Source organism: Paenibacillus sp. PastM-3 (assembly GCF_029893965.1).
In the GTDB taxonomy this organism is placed as follows: domain Bacteria; phylum Bacillota; class Bacilli; order Paenibacillales; family Paenibacillaceae; genus Paenibacillus_AQ.
Genome location: NZ_JARXXP010000006.1, coordinates 181,077 through 199,605, shown reverse-complemented (window position 1 = coordinate 199,605; position 18,529 = coordinate 181,077). Strand labels below are relative to the sequence as shown.

Sequence of the window (18,529 nt, the reverse complement as noted above, 5' to 3'; positions counted from 1 at the left end):
CGATTTATCCACAGTGAAAAATTTAAGGAACAGCGATCCGCCTTTTCGTTACCGGGACTCAGTTCTTCCCACTCTTTAAACCAGGCTTCACGATATCCATAACGATGAAATCAATGTGGTTTTCTTCCAATGCAGCTAAGGCTTCTTTCCCGGAGTGTGCCGGAATTATTGCGAATTGCTCGTACCTTAAGCTGTCTGTGATGAGTTTTACGATTTCCTTGTCGTCGTTTACAACTAATATCGTTTTTGGCATTATATACCTCCTAAGCTCCTGTACCCGGTAGCCGTCATTCCATAATATTTTTTGAACGCATTACTGAATTGTTCCGGTGTGGCGTACCCCACTTGTGCTGCAATTCCGCTAACAGAAGTGTCTGTTGTGAGCAGAAGGCGTGAAGCGGCGCCCATTCGCGCCTGCAGTTTCTTATCTTTGAAGGGCATGCCGTATTGCTTGTATACCATCCGTTCCGTCTGTCTGGTGCTTAGGCCCAGCTGGTCTGCAAGCTGCTTCAGTGTAATAGAATCGTAATGGTACAAAAAGCTGTTTTCAATCGTTAGTAGTCTGCTATCGTCAAGGGTCTTCAGCGGAAGGGACTTGGTGGACGCGTGGTTTTTACTATATTGTCTTATCACCCGGATCACAATCATCTCAAGAATATTAGTTGCCATATGATGAACACCGGCCTGCTCCAGAGAGAGCTCATCCGCCAGCATTTCAAACAATACCATCATATTTCCGCTGTCCAGTCCGATCCAGAAGGGAGTGGACAGGAGCAGCTCCGGAAGGGACGGCTCCTTCACGAAGGTTCGCTTGACTAGCGGGAGAACGGAGTTGCTAGGCAAAATCTCAAAAAAGATGCAATATTCCGCCATCGGATCCTCCGGGTGGGGAATCTGTTCATGAGCGACCTCCGGTCCAGTTACATATATCGTCCCGGGTGTGATTGCATAACGTTGCCCTTGCGCGTACAGAGTGCCCTGTCCTGCCGGGATATAATGAAGCTCATAGCTGTTTTGGCTGTGGCTGTGCTCAGGCATAGGTCTGTAGAAATAGCCGAATTTGACATACAACACGTTCAGCACCATGCCTTCAAGGTTCAGCTTGATATCCATATTGTCAATGTTGATGCTGGGTAATTTCATGCTCACAGACGTTCCCTCCTGTAAAAATGCGACAGCTTTCCGGCTTCCTTGTCATCTCTAAGGATAACGAATCAAACCCCCCATTGATATAATAATTTTGCATTCAGCCTCAGCCGATCAGGAGGATACCAGATGACAAGAGTACCAGACACGAGACGCATGTATCAGAAAGGAAATTATGCTAACACGTATACAGAGGTTCCTGCTGTCCATCCCGGTAATGCGTGGCGGGAGGGCATGATCAGCGGAAACGGGGAGAACGGATATATCACCTCCGGCTCACCTTACTCGGACAGCTTTATTTTTCAGAACATGTGGTTTAATTATCCTTCCAGAGACCCCAGAGTCATTCCGGAGGAATTAACCGCTCAGCTCCCGGATGCCCGGCAGAATGTCTTCAGCCAAAATGATAGCTGGAAGATTACGGACGAGACCGGCGGGACGAGGAAAAGAACCTTTTATTATAGCTACCATCCGGGACATCAGCTCAGAGTTAATATACCCAATAAAGGAAGCTTGTCCGGTTATGAGAGATGGACGAACTATGAAACGGCAGAGACGGGTGTGCGCTATAGCAATGAGGACGGGGAGTGGGTCCGTACCTCTTTTACCTCCAGGGAGGATAATGTTTCGATCACGCAGCTCACTTCATCCTCTGCAGGGACCAAGCTTCACTTGACCCTCTCCATAGACGATATTACGGCTTTGAGCGGGGCATACGATGGTTTCAATGATTTGAAGTCACTCCAATATAAAAAGCTGGCGGATTCTAATGCGGATTATCTCGCGCAAGTCGTCCATTATCCATCCTATCCGGGAAGCGAGCTGGCCTATGGAGGATACGCAGGCTTGACCCAAGTTGTTGTAGTTAACGGTACAAAGGAAATAGTACTGCTGGCTGACAGCAGCCTTGAACCGATGAAAGTGTCCGGGACAGCAACCCCTGCGGTTCAGGTTAAGGATGCCGATGCCGTATATTTGATTACACGCTCCAGAAGAACTCATTCCATGGGGAGAATAGAAGATTTCTCCGCAATGACACAATACGATATTATAGACCGGCTCTTCCAAGACACGAATGCAGTTGTGCACAAATATTCGGCTCCGGGCGGCGGGTTCGATTATGATGCGGCGCTTGCTGCCCATGCGGAGAAGCATTCAGCAGAGTTCAACGCGGTAAGCTTCAGGATTGAAGGCGACGGGCAGGATAAGGACGCTGATAACCTGGCCTTAATCCATGCGCAAAAGTCAGCTCCGCAGAGAGTCAATCCTGCTTTTATGGAGCAGGTGTATAACCAGGGGAGATATGCCATGATCTGCTGCAGCGGTGCAAGCGCACCGCGCTTGTATGGAATGTGGACGGGAGAGTGGAATCCTGGCTGGCGCGGGATTTATACGCTGGATGCCAATGTGAATCTGCAGGTTGCCGCCATGAATACAGGCCATTTGACACATGCCCAGCTTGGATATATTACTTTTTTTCTGAGAAATACTCCCGATTTCGAATATAATGCGCGGATGGCGTACGGCATGCATGATGCGCTGCAGGTATCCGTTAACTCTGACGGCGACCGCGGGATGCATGTAGAATATGACAATGATTACCCGTTTGAATATTGGAACGCGGGGGCAAGCTGGTGTCTTTTGCCTATTTATGAGTACTGGCAATGTTACGGCAATCAGCAGATTCCGATTAACGATAACATGCGGTTCGATGAGCTGAAACCGGTTCTTGGTGTTCGTGATGGAGGCCTGAATGATGAGGAATTCGCACAGCTTAAGGACAAAGGCTATTTGAATCTTGCAGAGGATATTCTGCTCCCCCTGCTGACCAAGCAGGCTAACTTCTGGGAGCAGCTCTGCACACCGGAATACTACACGGATGTTAACGGCAACGCATGTCACCAGCATGGCAAAACCGCGCTCAATCCGGGTGAGAAATATCTGATCATTCCGGCATATTCACCCGAGAATCATCCCATCGGCTACAACAGCACGATCACAGCTAATGCCACGATGGATATTTCAGCAGCGCGGGATGGTCTATCCATGGTTATTGCAATGGAGCAGGCAGTCAAGAGAGAAGGCTATGAATATGCAATAGCCAGATGGGAATCATTGCTTAAACTGCTGCCGGATTATAAATACGATTCGGATGGGGCCTTACGCGAGTGGGCCATGAATGAATATATGGAGAATAACAACCACCGGCATTTGAGCCATCTCTATGCAGCATGGCCTGCCTATGAAACGCAGAACGATCCCGGGTTGGCCCGGGCTGCCAAAACCGCGATTGCCAACAGGGATCAGTATAACACCGGGGATGATACCGCAGGACATGGCTGGATGCATAAAGCGCTGGTTCAAGCCAGGCTGAAGAATGGTGACGGCGTACTCTCCTCCCTGCTTCCGATGATGAGGGATGCCGGGTATTACAGCTCCTTGATGACAGATCATGATTCGAACAGAAGATGTAACTGCTACTGTTCGGATACCTCCTTCGGCACAGTGGCAGCCGTCAATGAAGCCTTATTATTCTCGAATACCGGAGAAATAGAGGTTCTCCCGGCCTTGCCTTCCGATTGGCAAACCGGCTCCATAAATGGGCTTATGGCTAGAACAAGGGTCGAGGTTACGGCGTTATCCTGGGAATTGCCCGCAAGAACCGTACACGTGACACTGAACTCTCTCAGGGAGGATAATACCATCCGCTTAAAGCTAGGCCTTCCATGGACAAAGGCTATGGTTAACGGGAGCGAAGCCAAGATAGAACAGAATGAGCAGGGGAAATATATTCAATTCATTCTTAGTGCAGGTGTAGAGGTTGATGTTGTGTGGCAGCTGGGTGCAGAAAGTTAAGGCCAAATAAAAGCAAAAAATAAACCAATCCGAATCGGGAACGACCGGAAATGGTTTATTTTGATGTCCTGAATTATTTCTGCTAGTAGTTCCAGCTTTAGTTTTTCACTCCGGCCGGTTCCGGTAAATCAAAGCTCCAGTCCACATCAGTATACCTTTTATTAGTAACTGTCCTGATCAGCGTCAGCTTCTCTGGTATGGCGGTCAGGCCGGGAATATCGAAGTACGAGGGACTGTCAGAACCTGCTTGGGGCGCATTAATGATTACAATCTCTCCAAGCTGTGTATGGCCTGTAAACTGGGCGTCATATGTTTTGCCCGATTCATCCTGAACAACCCAGCGGTCCTCCTGGAAGCTGTTCACAAATTCACCGCTAATCAGCAGTCTGCCGGAAGGCACGCTGCCTGCCCCGTTATCTTTGATCTCAAAATCATGCAGCTGCAATACATCTCCTTGTCCTTTAAAGACTGCAGGCTGGTTCTTTAAATCCTCAGGAACAAAGGTTACTGAATCGTCTGTCTGAACGGGTAGTGAATAACCGTCCAGCACGAGCCTGATGCTGCTGCTGTCAAAGGGCAGGTAAGGAAGGGCGAAGGTCCATTGCTGGGCTCTGCCGGCAGGGTCATCGCTCTTGAAGTATCCAATGTCCCAATAGGAGTATCCGTCAAAACCATAATTATTGATGCGGCCGATTTCCTCGCCTTGTTCATTCTCCAAGTGAAACTGCAATGCAAGCTTCTCACTGAGCTCCGCCGGACTACGCTCACCGGTTTCAGCCGATAAACGGGTTTCAAGCTGTAGTAAGGCACCGGTAGGCGTCTGGACAAGACGCTGGGCCGTAACACTCAATCCTGCTGGCGTCGTATAAGACTGATCCATTTCAATGGAAGTGGACAGCTCTTTTGACTTGCTTATATCCACTTCATAACTAAAGCTCCAGTCACCGTTCAATCCGGTTGAAGCACCTGCTCCTTCCTTAACATTGAGTCTGTTAACATTGCTCTCAATAATGATGTGGTCTCCTGGGAGCTGATCGTACGCATAGGTTAACCAAAGCCTGTCGTTCTCATAGGCCGGGGATTGTTCGTCCCCTCCATCCTGCATGGGAATAACAGACCGGAAAAAAGCAATTTCCTGGTCGTTCTCATCTTTGATCTGAATCATACTATGATCAATAGTATTCTTCCAATTGTGATTCGTCTGTCCCGAGGAATCTGTCAGCAGAAGTGAGAATACAATCCGTGTATCATCAGCAATCACCTCTTCGAGTGACAGTGTGTAGCCCTGATCTGTGATGCTGACAGCAGGCATTTGTATAAGTCCCAGCGATTGGGCATTCTGCATTCCGGGATCTGTCCAATGCATGATCTTGTTAGCCGGCATCATCGTGTGCGCCTGGAAAATTCGTTTGCTTCCTGTTTCATAAGAGACATCCGGTTTCGTCAAACCATAGAGCACCAGAATAATTGCCAGTCCACCGAGTATGCCCGCTCCCCAGCGCAGTCCGGCGAATCGTTTTTGCTTGTAGGCTGAAGGGAGGAGGGAAATTTCTGTTTGCCGTACCTGATCCATAACTTGCTCCGTAAAACGTCCGTTAAGCGATGCGGATGTAGATTTTTTGTAAGCATGCATTTCATTATCCAACCACTCGTCAGCATTCGTATGATTTGGTTTGGCCATAAGCATCCTCCTTCATGGTCTTCCCGGGCCATAGCTTTTTTAGTTTTAGGCGCGCCTGATACAGACGGTTTTTCACCTGATGCATGGTCAGGCCTGTCACTGCTGAAATCTCCTCGTAACTTAAATCCTCTGTGTAGTACAGAAGCAGTACAATGCGGTAGCGCTGCGGCAGCTTTTGGATCATACGTTGAAGTTCGACTTCGCTTTCTCTGCGCATGTACCGCTCTTCCGGAGTAGGGGAGTTGTCGATTTGAACATTCAACAGGTCATTTGCAAAGCTGAAGCGCTTGCGCCGCCCGGCTTCTCTGAACACATTGACAGCGATGGCATACAGCCAGGCTGAAAAGCTGGATTGTAAGCGATGGCTGCGCAGCTTTCTGTAGGCTTGAATAAAAGCTTCCTGAGCCTGGTCCTGTGCATCCTGAGGAGAAGAGCCCATCTCCAGCAGGAAAAAATAGAGCCTTGAGCTGTATTTATCAATCAGCACTGCAAATGCCTCCCGGTCTCCCCCCAGCACCCTTTCGATGATCAATCTATCTTCGACTGGTTCTGTCATTACAGCCCTCCCATTGTGACGTCTATATCTATAAGACGGGTTGATGCGTTAAATCTTCTTAGTTTATTTTGTTTAGTTGAATAGATATTTTTAATGCTTCTAGTTAAAAAAAAGCAGCCCGGATATACACTTTAGCATGTATACCCGGGCTGCTGCTGCAAAGGCTTGTACTCGTGAGCCTCCAGAGTCACGATGATGCTGCGTTTTAATGCTGCCGCTGATGGCTGCCTACACTATGGCGGCGGATGATGGTGCGCGTAATGGCCTTTTCGATTTCAATAATGATGAATACCGCAGTCCCCACATACGGCCCGTCTGCTTCTCAACAGATGTGGATTCGACCGGTCAGCGCCGATGCCTCGACCTTATTAAGGGAGGAGTTCTGCCGTCAGCCCGATATTCCCGCTGCACGTGAGGATGGCGGAGCTTTGATGTCAAGGCAGCGCAGATGAGGATTGGTCAGGCCGGCGGTCAGGCATACAGCAAACAGGGCAGCGGCAATTGCGAAGCAAATGGCCACACCGATTCTGTCGGCCAGAATCCCTACTCCGCCGTAGGTTAACGGGATGGAGAGGTTAAAGGCCATGGAGCTGATGCTGTTGACGCGTCCCCGAAGCTGGGACGGAACCAGGAGCTGAAACAGTGTGCTCATCGGGATTACTGTAACGGTCACGCCAAAGCCAAGGAGCAGGTTGCCGAAGCAGGCCGGCCAGAGTGCAGGAGATATTGCGATCACTCCCATGCCAAGGCCTTGAACCCCCAGTCCGCAGGAGAACCAGAGGCCGATTCGCCGCGGGGATTGGCTGCCGACAAAGAGTCCGCCCAGAAGCAGTCCGGCTCCTATAGCGGCATTAAAAATACCAAGCTCGCGGGAGCCGCCCTGCAGCAGCTCCCCGATCAGCATGGGGGGAAGCACATTGCTCGGACCCAAGGCAATATTGCTGAGCGTGCCGAGAAGGATGATGAGCAGCAGGGCGGTCTGCCCCCGCAGCCATCCCCAGCCCTCACGGATTTCCGCGAAGATGGACAACCCGGCACTGCCGGGTTGTCTCTTTGTCTTGCTGCGGAATTTGATCCGCTGAATCAGGGCGAGCGAGAGGATAAAGGATACCGCATCCATAACTACGGCCCCTGAATTTCCAATGGAGGCCACCAGTATTCCGCCGGCAACCGTACCAAGAATGCGGGTGATCTGCAGAGAAACAGACATCAGTGAATTGGCCGAGATAAGATAAGCTTTATCTGCAATGAGCTCGGGCATCAAGGAGCTCTGTGAGGTCCCGAACAGATTGCCCATTACCGCAAGGGCGGCTGTAATCAGATAGATATGCAGCAGCTGCAGCTGTCCGGTTAACATGAGTACAGCAAGGGTTCCGGTGAGCAGGGCCTGAGCGGCATCGGAGATCTGCATCAGGTTTTTTTTGTTCAACCGGTCAACCCAGGCACCGATGAATAAGCCGAGAATCATTTCCGGGAGGAATTTGGTGACAATCACAAGCCCCACCTGGAGCGAGGAGCCGGTCATTGAGTACACGAGCCAGCTGATTGCCAGATTGTATAAGGAATCCCCGAAGAAGGAGCAGGCACGGGCCAGCCATAGATAGCGGAAGTCCGCATTATGCTGCAGCAGGAGCCTGTAATTAGGCTTGCTTACTACGGAATTCAACTGAATACTCCTCCTCTATTTAAGGCTCCATGTGCCACCATTACCGGAGGCTGCTTCAGCCGCAGAAACCGGTTGCTGATAGAATGCTGCCATAGCTTGGTATGGAACTCTAGCTGCGAGGAGTGCTGAAGCAGCTCCGTTAAGCTTAAGCCATGCTCGAACCTGCGCAAAAAAGCGATCATCGGTGCGGGAAACGGAAAGAGAGTACCGTCCCGCCGGACGAACAGCTGCTGTTCCTGCGGCTCCGTGTAGCTTGGGGCATCCGGTTTCCACTGCTGAAGCAGCTCCGTTATATTCTGCGCGTTGACTGCCTTGCCTTCGCGTTCGGAGGAATCCAGAATGTTATCCAGGTTCTTTTTGCTGAACAGCTTGTGTACAGGAAGGTAATAATGCCCCTCAAGGAGATGGCCGTTTAATTCCATGACTGTGTCCGCATTAGCCGGCGGATGATTTGCACTGCCGATGACACTCAGGATATTATTTCCGAACCTGTCATGGTAGAACATCGAATGCGCAGTATCCACTCCCCCCACCCAGGGACGGTCCAGCAGACCTCCCCGCAACGAGGCTTTGGCCTCAGTCAGCTCCTTCGACCCGCAGCGTGAAGAAGCGGCAAGCAGATCCTCAGGCTCACTGTAATGTAGCCGCCATGCGACATCCTCCCCCTCAAACGGCCGGACACCAAGAATGTTGAAGCGTTCCGGCTCCTTGGCTATAATAGCGCCTTTGGTTAAGACGAACTGGCCGAGTCCACCAAAGGTCCAATGCCTGGTATTCTCCTGCAAAAAATCAACAGAGCTCAATGCATCTTCAATCGTTTCGGTAGGGAAGCCGGTAAAGCCCATAATTTGCACGCCGATGCCAGCTTCGCTGAACATTTGAATCGTTTCCTGCAGCCGGTCGACCTTGGTTCCTTTATTAATGAGATTGAGGATCCGCTGGTTGCCGGATTCAAAGCCGACAGAGATGGCGGTACAGCCGCTTTGCTGCAGCAACCCGCAGCGCTCCGGTGTCCAGTATTCCTCAAGCCGGATCTCTGCTCCCCAGCGGATATCGAGCCCTTCTTCCAAAATTGCCGCTGCAAGCTTCAGGAGTAAAGCAGGAGAAAGCACATCTACTGAAAAATATATATATTTGTAGGTGACGGCAAGCGTCCTCAAATCTTCCATAATTTTATCGAGCGGGTATTGCCGCCAGGGACTGGTAGGCGAATCGGTATTCAAGCCGTAATCACAAAAGGTGCAGCGGTTCCAGTAGCATCCCCGCGAAGGAGAATAGTATATGAACGGATACGGGGACAGGTACTTTTCCCAGGGCAGCTTGCTGTACTCCGGCACTGGAAAGGAGCAGATATCCTCATATTTGATTTCGGGCGTAAAGGGATCAGTCGCAGCCTGATGCCTGGGGTGCAGGGCAATATTCGGAGACGCAGGTATAGAAGTGTCGTGCTCCAAGGCTTGGAGAATAGAGACAAAGGCACTTTCACCTTCACCGATGATGCAGGCATCTGCCGGGTCAAATACCGCATAAAAATCGTTTTTGTCCAAAATGTATTTCCAGTAATCCGAGACGGCGGTACCGCCGAATATCATGCGGATTCCCGGACAGCTTGTCCGGATGTGACGTGCCATGCTTAGTGCGAAGGGGATTTGGGCGACATAGGTGATGCTGATGCCAACGAGGGAATAACCGCCTGTACTAATGCCGGGGATCAATTCCTTGCTATAATAATCAGTGAACGGCCGGGAGATCACTCCGGTAATTTCAGGATCACGCATATCCAATGAGCTGAAAATATTATAAAATCCGCTGGTCGCCAGGCTGAACCCCCGGAACTGTCCCGGGAAGCCCGTTAAAGATAAGGCATCCATCCAGAGCATTACAGTCTCAACGGCACTTGTATACATCGTGTAGTCAAAAAAGGCTGCTTCATTCCTGAACGTATGCAGTGCGGCCGGAAGCTCCTCAGCAAAATTCACGCCTTGCACTTTGAGCGCGTAATGAAGCTCCATCTGTTCAACAGGCGTAAGGTGTTCCCGTGCCTGAAGCTGTGCAGTCCGTTCATTAATAGCCTGCATCGTTCTTTCGATTTGCTCAGGGGCTGTAGTATATAGCCATGAATCAATATTGCTGTCAATAATATCAATATCGGCAAAGCCGAATTGCCGCGCATAGCCCGCCAAACAGCAAAGGCTGTGATAACCCGAGGTAGGATCACTGACAGGCGGGTAGATAAGCGCAGTTTTTACCATTTCATGACCTCCATATTCAAGAGATACCTCCCCAATTGAAGGATTCAATGAGGAGGCCGGGCTGCGGAATGCGGTTAGTGAATATTATTGATATTGTTCTCACGTGTAACAACGCTGTCAAATTCTTCGGTGATCTCCAGAATGGCTGCAACCAGCTCCTGTTCTTCCTTTTCCATACAATCTCACCTCCTTTGGGTATTAAAGAGATTATATGCTAAAAAATACCATTTGATATATGAGCTAGCAGATTGACGCTAAATGAAATAGCAGATAAACTATTAATTTGGATAATAATGAGATTTTTTGGAGAGAGGGGCACACAAATGATAAGAGCTTCTGAGGATAACCAGTATTATGAGCTGTCGAGTCCGACGATTCTGCCTAAGGCTTCGGGCTTCCTGTGGAATGAGCAAATGATGATCCATATGAACTGCCGGGGATATGCTGTGGCCCAGTACATGCAGCCTGAGCCTGCCAAATACTCGTATGCACCGAACCTGGAAGCCAAGACCTTCATGCAGCCGGAGCAGCCTTATTATGCCCATCATCCCGGCCGGTTTGTCTATGTGAAGGATGAGGAGAGCGGTGAGGTGTTCTCTGCCCCGTACGAGCCTGTCCGCATGCCTCCCGATCACTACACCTTTGCTGTAGGGAAACATAATATTGTCTGGAAAATAGAGCGTAACGGCATTGCTATTGAAATGACGCTGAGCCTGCCCAAAAATGAGCCAATGGAGCTGTGGCGGGTGAAGGTGACCAATCTGTCCTCTGCTGCCCGGAAAATTAGCATTTATCCCTATTTCACCATCGGGTATATGTCCTGGATGAACCAGTCCGGTGAATATAAAGAAGCTCTGCAGGGGATCGTTGCTACAGCCGTCACACCTTACCAGAAATATCAGGATTATGACAAGATCAAACACCTGAAGGACAAGACGTTTCTGCTTGCCGATCAAGCGCCGGCGGCCTGGGAGGTAAATCAGGAAGCCTTTGAAGGAGAGGGCGGAATCGGCTCACCGTCAGCACTTACAGGTGGACTGCTGGCCAAAGGGGAAGCACGTTATGAAACACCCGTAGCTGTTCTTCAGTACAGCATCGGCCTTGCTCCGGGCGAAGATCGGGAATACCGTTTCGTGTTTGGACCCGCTCATGATGAGCAGGAGATTGCCGATATCCGTCAGCGGCTGTTCCAGACTGCCAACGCAGCCGGTGAAGACGGATTTGTGCTCGCTGAACAGGAGTACGCGGAATACATTAAGGAAGGCAGAGGCATCATCGAAATCACCACTCCGGATGCCGATCTAGATAATCTGGTTAACCACTGGCTGCCCCGGCAGATGTACTATCACGGGCAGACGAACCGCCTGACGACAGATCCCCAGACCCGTAATTATCTGCAGGATAATATGGGCATGAGCTATATTAAGCCGCACATGGCGAGGGAGGCCTTCCTGACAGCCCTGAGCCAGCAAAATGTAAGCGGAGCCATGCCGGATGGCATTATTTTGCACGAAGCGGCTGAACTGAAATATATCAATCAGGTTCCGCATACCGATCACTGCGTCTGGCTGCCGATCTGCCTCATTACCTATCTGGAGGAGACGGATGATTACACCCTTCTGGAGGAGCAAGTTCCTTACTCGGGCGGAGAGGAAAGCGGCACTGTCTTCGAGCACATCGACCGGGCGATGCACTGGCTGATCCATGAGCGGGACGGGAGAGGTCTGAATTATATTAATCAAGGCGACTGGTGCGACCCGATGAATATGGTCGGCTATAAGGGCGCTGGCGTATCCGGATGGCTGACGATAGCGGCGGCGTATGCTTTTATGATCTGGGCGGATATCTGCGAACACAGCGGCCGGCCGGAGAACGGGCAGGCATTCCGCCTGGCTGCGGATGAGACGAATGCTGTAGTCAATCGGTATTTCTGGGACGGCGAGTGGTATGCGCGGGGAATCACCGATGACAATGTAGTGTTCGGCATCAGCGAAGATAAGGAAGGACGGATCTTTATTAATCCGCAGGGCTGGGCGCTGCTCAGTGGTGCGGCCGATGAGGAGAAGCGGGAGAAGCTGATGAAATCGGTCAGTGAACAGCTGGAGACCCCTTATGGTGTGGAAAAGCTGGCCCCCTCCTATACCGCTATGCGGGAAGATGTGGGCCGGGTAACGCAAAAACATCCGGGAACAGCCGAGAACGGGGCGGTCTATAATCATGCCGCAGCCTTTTATATCTATGGCCTGTATGCCGTTGGCGAGCAGGATGATGCCTACCGCCTGCTGCGCAAAATGATCCCGGGACCTGACATCGAGGATATCATCCGCCGGGGCCAGCTGCCGGTCTTTATTCCGAACTATTACCGCGGAGCCTACAGACAGTTTCCGAAGACGGCCGGACGCTCCAGCCATCTTTTTAATACAGGAACCGTGCCGTGGGTATACCGGTGCCTGATAGACGGCCTGTTCGGATTACAGGGTAACCGTGAAGGACTGCAGGTGCAGCCGCAGCTGCCTTCGGATTGGGACGAGGCTGTGGTAAAACGCATCTTCAGAGGCGCGCAGCTGCATGTTGAAATGAAGCGTGAAGCCGGGGTTACGGCTACAGAGGTTTATCTGGACGGTGAGCTTGTCCGGGACGGTGTGCTTAAAGGGCTGGAAGCTGGCGGACAATATAAGGTGCTTGTTAAGCTTCCTGCAGTGACTGACTGAGCAGCATAAAATGCCCAACCGGTTACAGGGACAGCAGAATCCCGGAGCCGGTTGGGCATTAACACTTTATTTAGTAGATTTCCTTTAAAAGGGCAATCACTTCATCCATCGTGAGGCCGAAGGATTTGTAATAATCCGTATCGGTCACCATCTGCTTCAGGATCATTTCATTGCGCTTCTTAACCTTCTCATCGGCCGACAGACCGGCGACAAAACAGCCTTTACCCGTCACGGTATAAATCAGACCGCTTCGTTCCAGCTCCTCCCAGGCTTTTTTTACGGTAATGATACTGACAGACAGCTCGACGGCTGCCTGACGGATGGGCGGCAGAATATAGCCGCTTTCCAGCTCACCTTTAAGAATCTGGGCACTGATCTGATCAAATAGCTGTTGATAGATTGGTTTATCCGAGGTGTTTGAGATTGCAATATTCATTATATTTCCACTTTCAAGAATCGTTTGTAGCCAATATGATAAGCTAAAAATGTGAATATTGCAAAAATAGCGATACAGGCAAGTAGGATGGAGAGCTGAGTAGTCATGCTGTCAGCGCCGCTTCCCTTAAACAGGTCATGCACTAACGGGCTTTGAATGCCCAGCCATTCTGCAGCCCCGGCGAACAGGGTAGCAGCAGTAATCGATACGATGGAGGCCGCGCCGTATTTATATGCTGTTTTGTAATACATAGTAAAAAAGATAAGATTGAAGATTGCAAGCATCACCAGACATAGCGCCCAGAACCCAATGGACGGCGCAAAGAAATAGTAGGTCATATTCGGATATAAGCGGACACTGATCAGACCGTAGATTATGGCGATTACAATATGCAGCAGCTCCAGAAGGACGATGAAAGTCACCTTCGCTTTGACAACATCCTTTTTGGCTACAGGCAGCATGCCGGTGAACATGAGATCATTTTGGCTTTTATACCCGCTGAACATATTCGGTACCGTTAAAAAACAAAAGTATAGGATAACAAGGAAATACAGCCAGCCCGGGATTAACATCAAGGCGCCTGTCAAAAAGGGTAATATGTAGAAGAACGGATTTACGCCTAATTTGAGTTCTTTGAGCAGTAAATTATACATAAGCTTCCTCTTTTCTTGAGTAGTAGATCATAATTTCCTCGAGATTCGGAATTGCAGAGACAATGCCCGGCGACGGTTCAAAATCTTTCGTATGAATCAGGCCGGTAAAGCCGAAAGAATTCGTTTTATAGGAAATCAGCCGGTCTTTGACTTGTTCCAGCTGCTCTTTTGTACCATTCAGCAGGCGAAACGCATCGACGAACGCTTCCTTCTCGGCACTGTTAACAATTTGTCCGTCATGGATGTAAGTAATATAGTCGGCGCATTTTTCCAGGTCAGATGTAACATGGGTTGAAAAGAGAATACTGATTTCGCCGTCCTGCACAAGCTCCTGAAAAATACTCAGAAGATTATCTCTGGCAGCGGGATCAAGGCCGCTTGTCGGCTCATCCAGGATAAGCAGCTTGGCACCATGCGACAAAGCGAGGGCCAGACTGTATTTGACTTTCATTCCGGTTGATAATTCGGCGATTTTTTTATCTTCAATCAGATTGAATTTTTTCAGATACTTGCGGTAGGTGTTGTCATCCCAATTACGGTAAAAGGTTTTGATTACATTCGTTAACGTCTTGATTTTATTGCGGCTGTAAAAGTTGATGTCTCCAAAGGCGTATCCGATTTCCTGCTTCAGCTCGACTTCGTGCTGCGTTATGTTTTTCCCAAGGGCATGAATCTCGCCGCCATCCATGCTGATTAAATTCAAAATGGATTTGATGGTCGTTGTTTTACCCGCACCGTTAATTCCGATGAAACCCATGATATAGCCCTTTTCCAGTTGAAAAGACACATCTTTTAATGAAAAGTGTTCATAGTGCTTATTTAAATGTTTGATATCCAATACCAGCATGAGATGTACCTCCTTATTAAAATTGTGTATGTCGTGCATACACAATATATCACCGGGGGATTATGGTGTCAATTCCTATGCGCACACCGGAGCTTAAGGAATACGCATTAGGCTGGGCAATTCCCGGTTCAACGGGAACGATATACACTCATAACGGGGCGATAAATGGTTTCTCCTCGGAGATCTGGCGGGATATGTCCAAGGGGACGGCGGTTATTCTGCTCAGCAATGCGGAGGGGGAGCTGGGGCATAGGAGAGATGTATTGTTGCGTATGCTTGATAGTGCTGAATAGGCATTGCTTTTTGGCGTTGCACAGCCTTGTTTATCTTCTCAGGCCGGGTTACCGCCCGCATTCAAAAGAACCCGGACGCTTGTCCCGAAAAAGGATCAGCGCCCGGGCTCTTTTCATTTACGCTTACAAAGTTATTATGCTAACCGGGTTACCATGAGCCGTTACGATATTAAGCAGGTTTTCGGGCGTAAGCCACACGGTAGCGGTGTTCTCGTTGGGATGGACGCCGACGGTTTCGCCCTTTTGCAAATCTGCATCCAGGATATATTTCACCGTGCGCTCCTTGTCGTTCAGTATGCCAAACGGGGAGACGGCGCCTTTAGTGAGGCCGAGTAGCTGCATTAAATCTTCTTCAGAAGCAAACGTAAGGGGACGGGACTCCAGCAGCGTACGCAGCTGCTTCAGGTTAACGGACTTATCCTTCTGAATCGACAGCAGATAATAATTTCTTTTTTTGTCATCACGGATGAACAGATTTTTGGCTATCTGATCTATTCTGGGGAGCCCGAAGCGCTCCATGTCTGCGATGGTGTAGGCGGCAGGATGGTCAATCACTTCATGGCTTACGTTCTGCTGCTTTAACAGCTCTATAACGGCTTCGCGGTTCATCATTATCACCTTTATCTTCGGATTTTGTAGAGTGGTCACTGCAACTGGACATAATAATATCATTATTATTGGATTTGGATAAAGAGTTTAGAGATATCACTAAAAGTGTAGTAATATCGTCATTAGAGGTGAGGTGTTTCCTCTACAGTAACTCAGATTATACAATCAGGAGGAAACAGGATGACGATCAAGCTCATTGCAGTGGATATGGATGGAACCTTTCTAAATAAAGAGATGGGATATGACAAAGAAAGGTTCGCTAAACAGTATGCAAAGATGAAGGAGCAGGGAATCCGGTTTGTTGTGGCCAGCGGCAACCAGTACTATCAGCTGAAGTCCTTTTTTGGTGAGATCCAGGATGAGATCAGTTATGTGGCTGAAAATGGCGCCTTTATCGTCGATCAGGGGCAGGAAGTGTCCGCTGTTGATATACCCAAACAGGATGTGCAGCTGGTTCTGAAAGAGCTGGTATCCAATAATAAGTTTCAGATTGTGTTATGCGGCAAAGAAAGTGCCTATGTGCTGGATAGTGTATCGGACACCTTTTTTACTATCGTAAACAAATATTATCACCGGTTAAAAAGAGTGAAGAGCTTCGATGAGGTGAACGATCAGATTCTGAAATTTGCATTGTCCTGTCCGGATGAGGAGACGCTTCAGCTAAAAGATCTGCTGCAGAGCAGCATCGGGAACACAGTAACTCCTGTCTCCAGCGGACATGGATATATTGATCTGATTGCGCCGAAATTCCATAAGGCTTCCGGTATTCAACTGCTGCAGGACAAATGGGATATCAAAGATGATGAAACGATGGCCTTTGGTGACGGAGGCAATGACATTGAAATGCTGAGACATGTAAAGTACAGCTTTGCCATGGAGAACGGATCGGATGAAGTGAAAGAGGCGGCAAAATATATGGCACCGGCTAATATTAACAGCGGTGTTTTGGAAGTGATCGATCAGTATTTTGCGGGGCAGGGGCCATTTAAAAATTAATTGGTTATGTGATCAACAAAGAGGGGCTCTTAGCCCCTCTATTTTTTATGATCAAATATAGTAAACCTTACGGCAAAACAGTAACCTTCTGCGCAATCATTTTCGTCATGGCGTGTTTATGGGGGATGCCGGATGAGTTACAGTCGAAGACGACTTCCGAGCTATCCTTAATCAGCCAGTCGTGATAGTGCGTGAGCAATTCGCCGGAATGCCATTTATAGGAGTTGGATTCTTTTTCAGGCGGCGGGGCAATGAACGGCTTGTTAACAAACACATTAAGGACATGCAGGCCGCCTTCATTGGTATAATGCTTGTAATTATCAAAGATTTCTTTGCGGAAATCCGGTTTTATGTAGTTAAGCACGCCGCTTGAGAAGATGATGTCATAGTGAGCATTCAAACGGTGGTCCTGGATATCTGCTTTAAAAACATTTACATGCACACCGTTCTTTTCAGCGAGCCGCTTTGTTTTCTCAATGCCTGCATCTGAAATATCCAGGGCACTGACATCATATCCGTTCCGGGCCATGAAGACGGCATCCTTTCCCTCCCCGCAGCCTATATCCAGCACTTTCAAATGCCTGGTAGGAGGCATCAGCTGGAGCACCTGGTAACATACCTTGTTGGGCTCAGTTCCCCAGTAATATTCCGGCGTTTTGTAGACATCCTCGTAGATGGAAATCGGCCGGTCCTGTGATGCATAACCCAGCAGCTTATCAATGCTTACCTCCAGGGTTGCCGACAGCTGGGGCAGCAGCGAAATATCCGGCATGGACTGGGCATTTTCCCATTTGGACACCGCCTGAAAAGACAACCCGAGAATTTGTGCAAGCTCCTCTTGTGTAAGTCCCTTTTCCTTGCGGTAGATGCTAATGTTTCTTGCTAATTTATCCTTCATGATTCAGTATCCACGCTCCTTATCTGTGTAGTCCAATTTTATTGGAGATTTATGGAGCGGACAATAACCGGTTGTTTGATATTTTGGGGATTTCAACTGATGGTTGAGTGCAGTTCGGATTGTTCAGATTGTGCTATCAGTTGAGAAGAATCGTTCTACACGAAACGGCAGCCTCAGTGATAGAATTATTTACTGTAGTGTGAAAATTTACTAATCACAAATGAGCTGGAGGGAAGTTGAATGGATCACAAGGATTTCAGCAACTTTAAATGGCTTAATGAAAGCAGCATCAGATTCGAGAATGAAGAAATGGTATTATACGCTCCTAAGGATAGTGACTTTTTCTGTAACAACGGGACTGTATCAGAAGAAGGAATTACGCCAAGCTCGCTTACAAACGCTCCGTTTTTTTATACAGAGGTTTCCGGTGATTTTGTAATGCGGGTTAAGGTAGGGCATGATTTCAGGGATGTATACGATTCTGCTTCGGTTATGGTTATGAAGGATCTAGAGGTATGGGCCAAGCTGTGCTTTGAATTGACGGATTTCGATACGCATGCGGTTGTAAGTGTAGTAACAAATCCGTTATCAGACGACGCAAATGGAAACAATATTGACGGCGATTCGGTATGGCTCCAGATTACCCGTGTCGGCCAAGCCTTTGCTTTTCATTATTCATTAAATGGTGACCAGTTCTATATGGTGAGATTCTTCAATTTACCAGTGGAAGAGACTGTAAAGGTGGGCTTCGTTCCGCAGGCTCCCAATGGCAACGGCGGTGACAGACGCTACTCTGGCTTCTCATTAGAAAAGAAAACCGTGAAAAATATTAGAGCAGGTGTGTAACATTTGTCCGAGCGGTGCTCCTTATTGTGGGCACCGCTTTTTTTTCCAGAGAAGCTATAAAAAAGTCTATGCTATACACTAAA

The 18,529-nt window shown here is 48.9% G+C and carries 15 protein-coding genes and 1 pseudogene; 5 read left to right on the top strand and 11 right to left on the bottom strand.

Going from position 1 to position 18,529, the window contains the following annotated elements:
• Positions 1–76: 76 nt before the first annotated feature.
• Together M2108_RS12485 and M2108_RS12480 are read right to left on the bottom strand one after the other, a co-directional pair.
• A pseudogene (locus tag M2108_RS12485) lies at positions 77–253 on the bottom strand (response regulator); the annotation flags it as partial.
• Complete coding sequence (locus tag M2108_RS12480) at positions 253–1,143, bottom strand: AraC family transcriptional regulator (RefSeq protein WP_277469707.1); 891 nt, start codon at positions 1,141–1,143, stop codon at positions 253–255. The gene M2108_RS12480 and the pseudogene M2108_RS12485, both read right to left, overlap by 1 nt.
• A 132-nt stretch (positions 1,144–1,275) precedes the next feature.
• Between M2108_RS12480 and M2108_RS12475 the strand changes: the two genes are divergently transcribed.
• A complete protein-coding gene (locus tag M2108_RS12475; protein ID WP_277469661.1) occupies positions 1,276–4,002 on the top strand; it encodes a glycosyl hydrolase family 95 catalytic domain-containing protein in 2,727 nt (908 codons plus the stop codon).
• A gap of 97 nt (positions 4,003–4,099) precedes the next feature.
• On the opposite strand, the gene M2108_RS12470 is transcribed toward M2108_RS12475, so the two are convergent.
• The 4 genes from M2108_RS12470 to M2108_RS12455 form a co-directional block, all read right to left on the bottom strand.
• Positions 4,100–5,683: a DUF4179 domain-containing protein gene (locus tag M2108_RS12470; RefSeq protein WP_277469660.1), complete on the bottom strand. Its 1,584-nt coding sequence runs from the start codon at positions 5,681–5,683 to the stop codon at positions 4,100–4,102.
• Positions 5,655–6,239 carry an RNA polymerase sigma factor gene (locus tag M2108_RS12465; RefSeq protein WP_277469659.1) on the bottom strand — a complete coding sequence of 195 codons (585 nt, stop codon included), beginning with the start codon at positions 6,237–6,239 and terminating at the stop codon, positions 5,655–5,657. Before M2108_RS12465 ends, M2108_RS12470 begins: the two co-directional genes overlap by 29 nt.
• 388 nt (positions 6,240–6,627) lie before the next feature.
• Entirely contained in the window at positions 6,628–7,905 is a 1,278-nt protein-coding gene (locus M2108_RS12460; RefSeq protein ID WP_277469658.1) for an MFS transporter, read from the bottom strand.
• Positions 7,902–10,157: a B12-binding domain-containing radical SAM protein gene (locus M2108_RS12455; RefSeq protein WP_277469657.1), complete on the bottom strand. Its 2,256-nt coding sequence runs from the start codon at positions 10,155–10,157 to the stop codon at positions 7,902–7,904. The genes M2108_RS12460 and M2108_RS12455 overlap by 4 nt, the downstream gene beginning before the upstream one ends.
• A 323-nt stretch (positions 10,158–10,480) precedes the next feature.
• On the opposite strand from M2108_RS12455, the gene M2108_RS12450 reads away from it, so the two are divergent.
• Positions 10,481–12,868: a GH36-type glycosyl hydrolase domain-containing protein gene (locus M2108_RS12450; RefSeq protein WP_277469656.1), complete on the top strand. Its 2,388-nt coding sequence runs from the start codon at positions 10,481–10,483 to the stop codon at positions 12,866–12,868.
• 70 nt (positions 12,869–12,938) lie between these two features.
• Here the strand turns inward: M2108_RS12450 and M2108_RS12445 are convergent, their stop codons facing one another.
• The 3 genes from M2108_RS12445 to M2108_RS12435 are packed head-to-tail and all read right to left on the bottom strand — an operon-like array spanning position 12,939 to position 14,804.
• Complete coding sequence (locus tag M2108_RS12445) at positions 12,939–13,304, bottom strand: GntR family transcriptional regulator (protein WP_277469655.1); 366 nt, start codon at positions 13,302–13,304, stop codon at positions 12,939–12,941.
• Positions 13,304–13,957, bottom strand: coding sequence for an ABC-2 transporter permease (locus tag M2108_RS12440; protein WP_277469654.1), 654 nt, complete (start codon positions 13,955–13,957; stop codon positions 13,304–13,306). Before M2108_RS12440 ends, M2108_RS12445 begins: the two co-directional genes overlap by 1 nt.
• Positions 13,950–14,804: an ABC transporter ATP-binding protein gene (locus M2108_RS12435; RefSeq protein WP_277469653.1), complete on the bottom strand. Its 855-nt coding sequence runs from the start codon at positions 14,802–14,804 to the stop codon at positions 13,950–13,952. The genes M2108_RS12440 and M2108_RS12435 overlap by 8 nt, the downstream gene beginning before the upstream one ends.
• 77 nt (positions 14,805–14,881) lie before the next feature.
• On the opposite strand from M2108_RS12435, the gene M2108_RS12430 reads away from it, so the two are divergent.
• The gene (locus M2108_RS12430) at positions 14,882–15,097 is read left to right on the top strand and encodes a serine hydrolase (protein ID WP_277469652.1); all 216 of its coding nucleotides are present in this window, start codon (positions 14,882–14,884) and stop codon (positions 15,095–15,097) included.
• Between the two features lie 123 nt (positions 15,098–15,220).
• Here M2108_RS12430 and M2108_RS12425 read toward each other — a convergent pair whose 3' ends face one another.
• Positions 15,221–15,709 carry a prolyl-tRNA synthetase associated domain-containing protein gene (locus M2108_RS12425; RefSeq protein WP_277469651.1) on the bottom strand — a complete coding sequence of 163 codons (489 nt, stop codon included), beginning with the start codon at positions 15,707–15,709 and terminating at the stop codon, positions 15,221–15,223.
• A 177-nt stretch (positions 15,710–15,886) separates the two neighbouring features.
• Between M2108_RS12425 and M2108_RS12420 the strand changes: the two genes are divergently transcribed.
• Entirely contained in the window at positions 15,887–16,702 is an 816-nt protein-coding gene (locus tag M2108_RS12420; RefSeq protein ID WP_277469650.1) for a Cof-type HAD-IIB family hydrolase, read from the top strand.
• A gap of 67 nt (positions 16,703–16,769) precedes the next feature.
• Here the strand turns inward: M2108_RS12420 and M2108_RS12415 are convergent, their stop codons facing one another.
• Positions 16,770–17,600, bottom strand: a complete 831-nt coding sequence (locus M2108_RS12415; RefSeq protein ID WP_277469649.1) for a class I SAM-dependent methyltransferase — start codon at positions 17,598–17,600, stop codon at positions 16,770–16,772.
• A 240-nt stretch (positions 17,601–17,840) separates the two neighbouring features.
• Here M2108_RS12415 and M2108_RS12410 point away from each other — a divergent pair, with 240 nt between their 5' ends.
• Positions 17,841–18,446: a DUF1349 domain-containing protein gene (locus M2108_RS12410; RefSeq protein ID WP_277469648.1), complete on the top strand. Its 606-nt coding sequence runs from the start codon at positions 17,841–17,843 to the stop codon at positions 18,444–18,446.
• Positions 18,447–18,529: the final 83 nt, after the last annotated feature.

Bases quoted from the DNA above. Each gene is read 5' to 3' on its own strand.
- M2108_RS12480 (WP_277469707.1), bottom strand. From the start codon at position 1,143: ATGAAATTACCCAGCATCAACATTGACAATATGGATATCAAGCTGAAC.
- M2108_RS12475 (WP_277469661.1), top strand. From the start codon at position 1,276: ATGACAAGAGTACCAGACACGAGACGCATGTATCAGAAAGGAAATTAT.
- M2108_RS12470 (WP_277469660.1), bottom strand. From the start codon at position 5,683: ATGGCCAAACCAAATCATACGAATGCTGACGAGTGGTTGGATAATGAA.
- M2108_RS12465 (WP_277469659.1), bottom strand. From the start codon at position 6,239: ATGACAGAACCAGTCGAAGATAGATTGATCATCGAAAGGGTGCTGGGG.
- M2108_RS12455 (WP_277469657.1), bottom strand. From the start codon at position 10,157: ATGGTAAAAACTGCGCTTATCTACCCGCCTGTCAGTGATCCTACCTCG.
- M2108_RS12450 (WP_277469656.1), top strand. From the start codon at position 10,481: ATGATAAGAGCTTCTGAGGATAACCAGTATTATGAGCTGTCGAGTCCG.
- M2108_RS12445 (WP_277469655.1), bottom strand. From the start codon at position 13,304: ATGAATATTGCAATCTCAAACACCTCGGATAAACCAATCTATCAACAG.
- M2108_RS12440 (WP_277469654.1), bottom strand. From the start codon at position 13,957: ATGTATAATTTACTGCTCAAAGAACTCAAATTAGGCGTAAATCCGTTC.
- M2108_RS12435 (WP_277469653.1), bottom strand. From the start codon at position 14,804: ATGCTGGTATTGGATATCAAACATTTAAATAAGCACTATGAACACTTT.
- M2108_RS12430 (WP_277469652.1), top strand. From the start codon at position 14,882: ATGCGCACACCGGAGCTTAAGGAATACGCATTAGGCTGGGCAATTCCC.
- M2108_RS12425 (WP_277469651.1), bottom strand. From the start codon at position 15,709: ATGATGAACCGCGAAGCCGTTATAGAGCTGTTAAAGCAGCAGAACGTA.
- M2108_RS12420 (WP_277469650.1), top strand. From the start codon at position 15,887: ATGACGATCAAGCTCATTGCAGTGGATATGGATGGAACCTTTCTAAAT.
- M2108_RS12415 (WP_277469649.1), bottom strand. From the start codon at position 17,600: ATGAAGGATAAATTAGCAAGAAACATTAGCATCTACCGCAAGGAAAAG.
- M2108_RS12410 (WP_277469648.1), top strand. From the start codon at position 17,841: ATGGATCACAAGGATTTCAGCAACTTTAAATGGCTTAATGAAAGCAGC.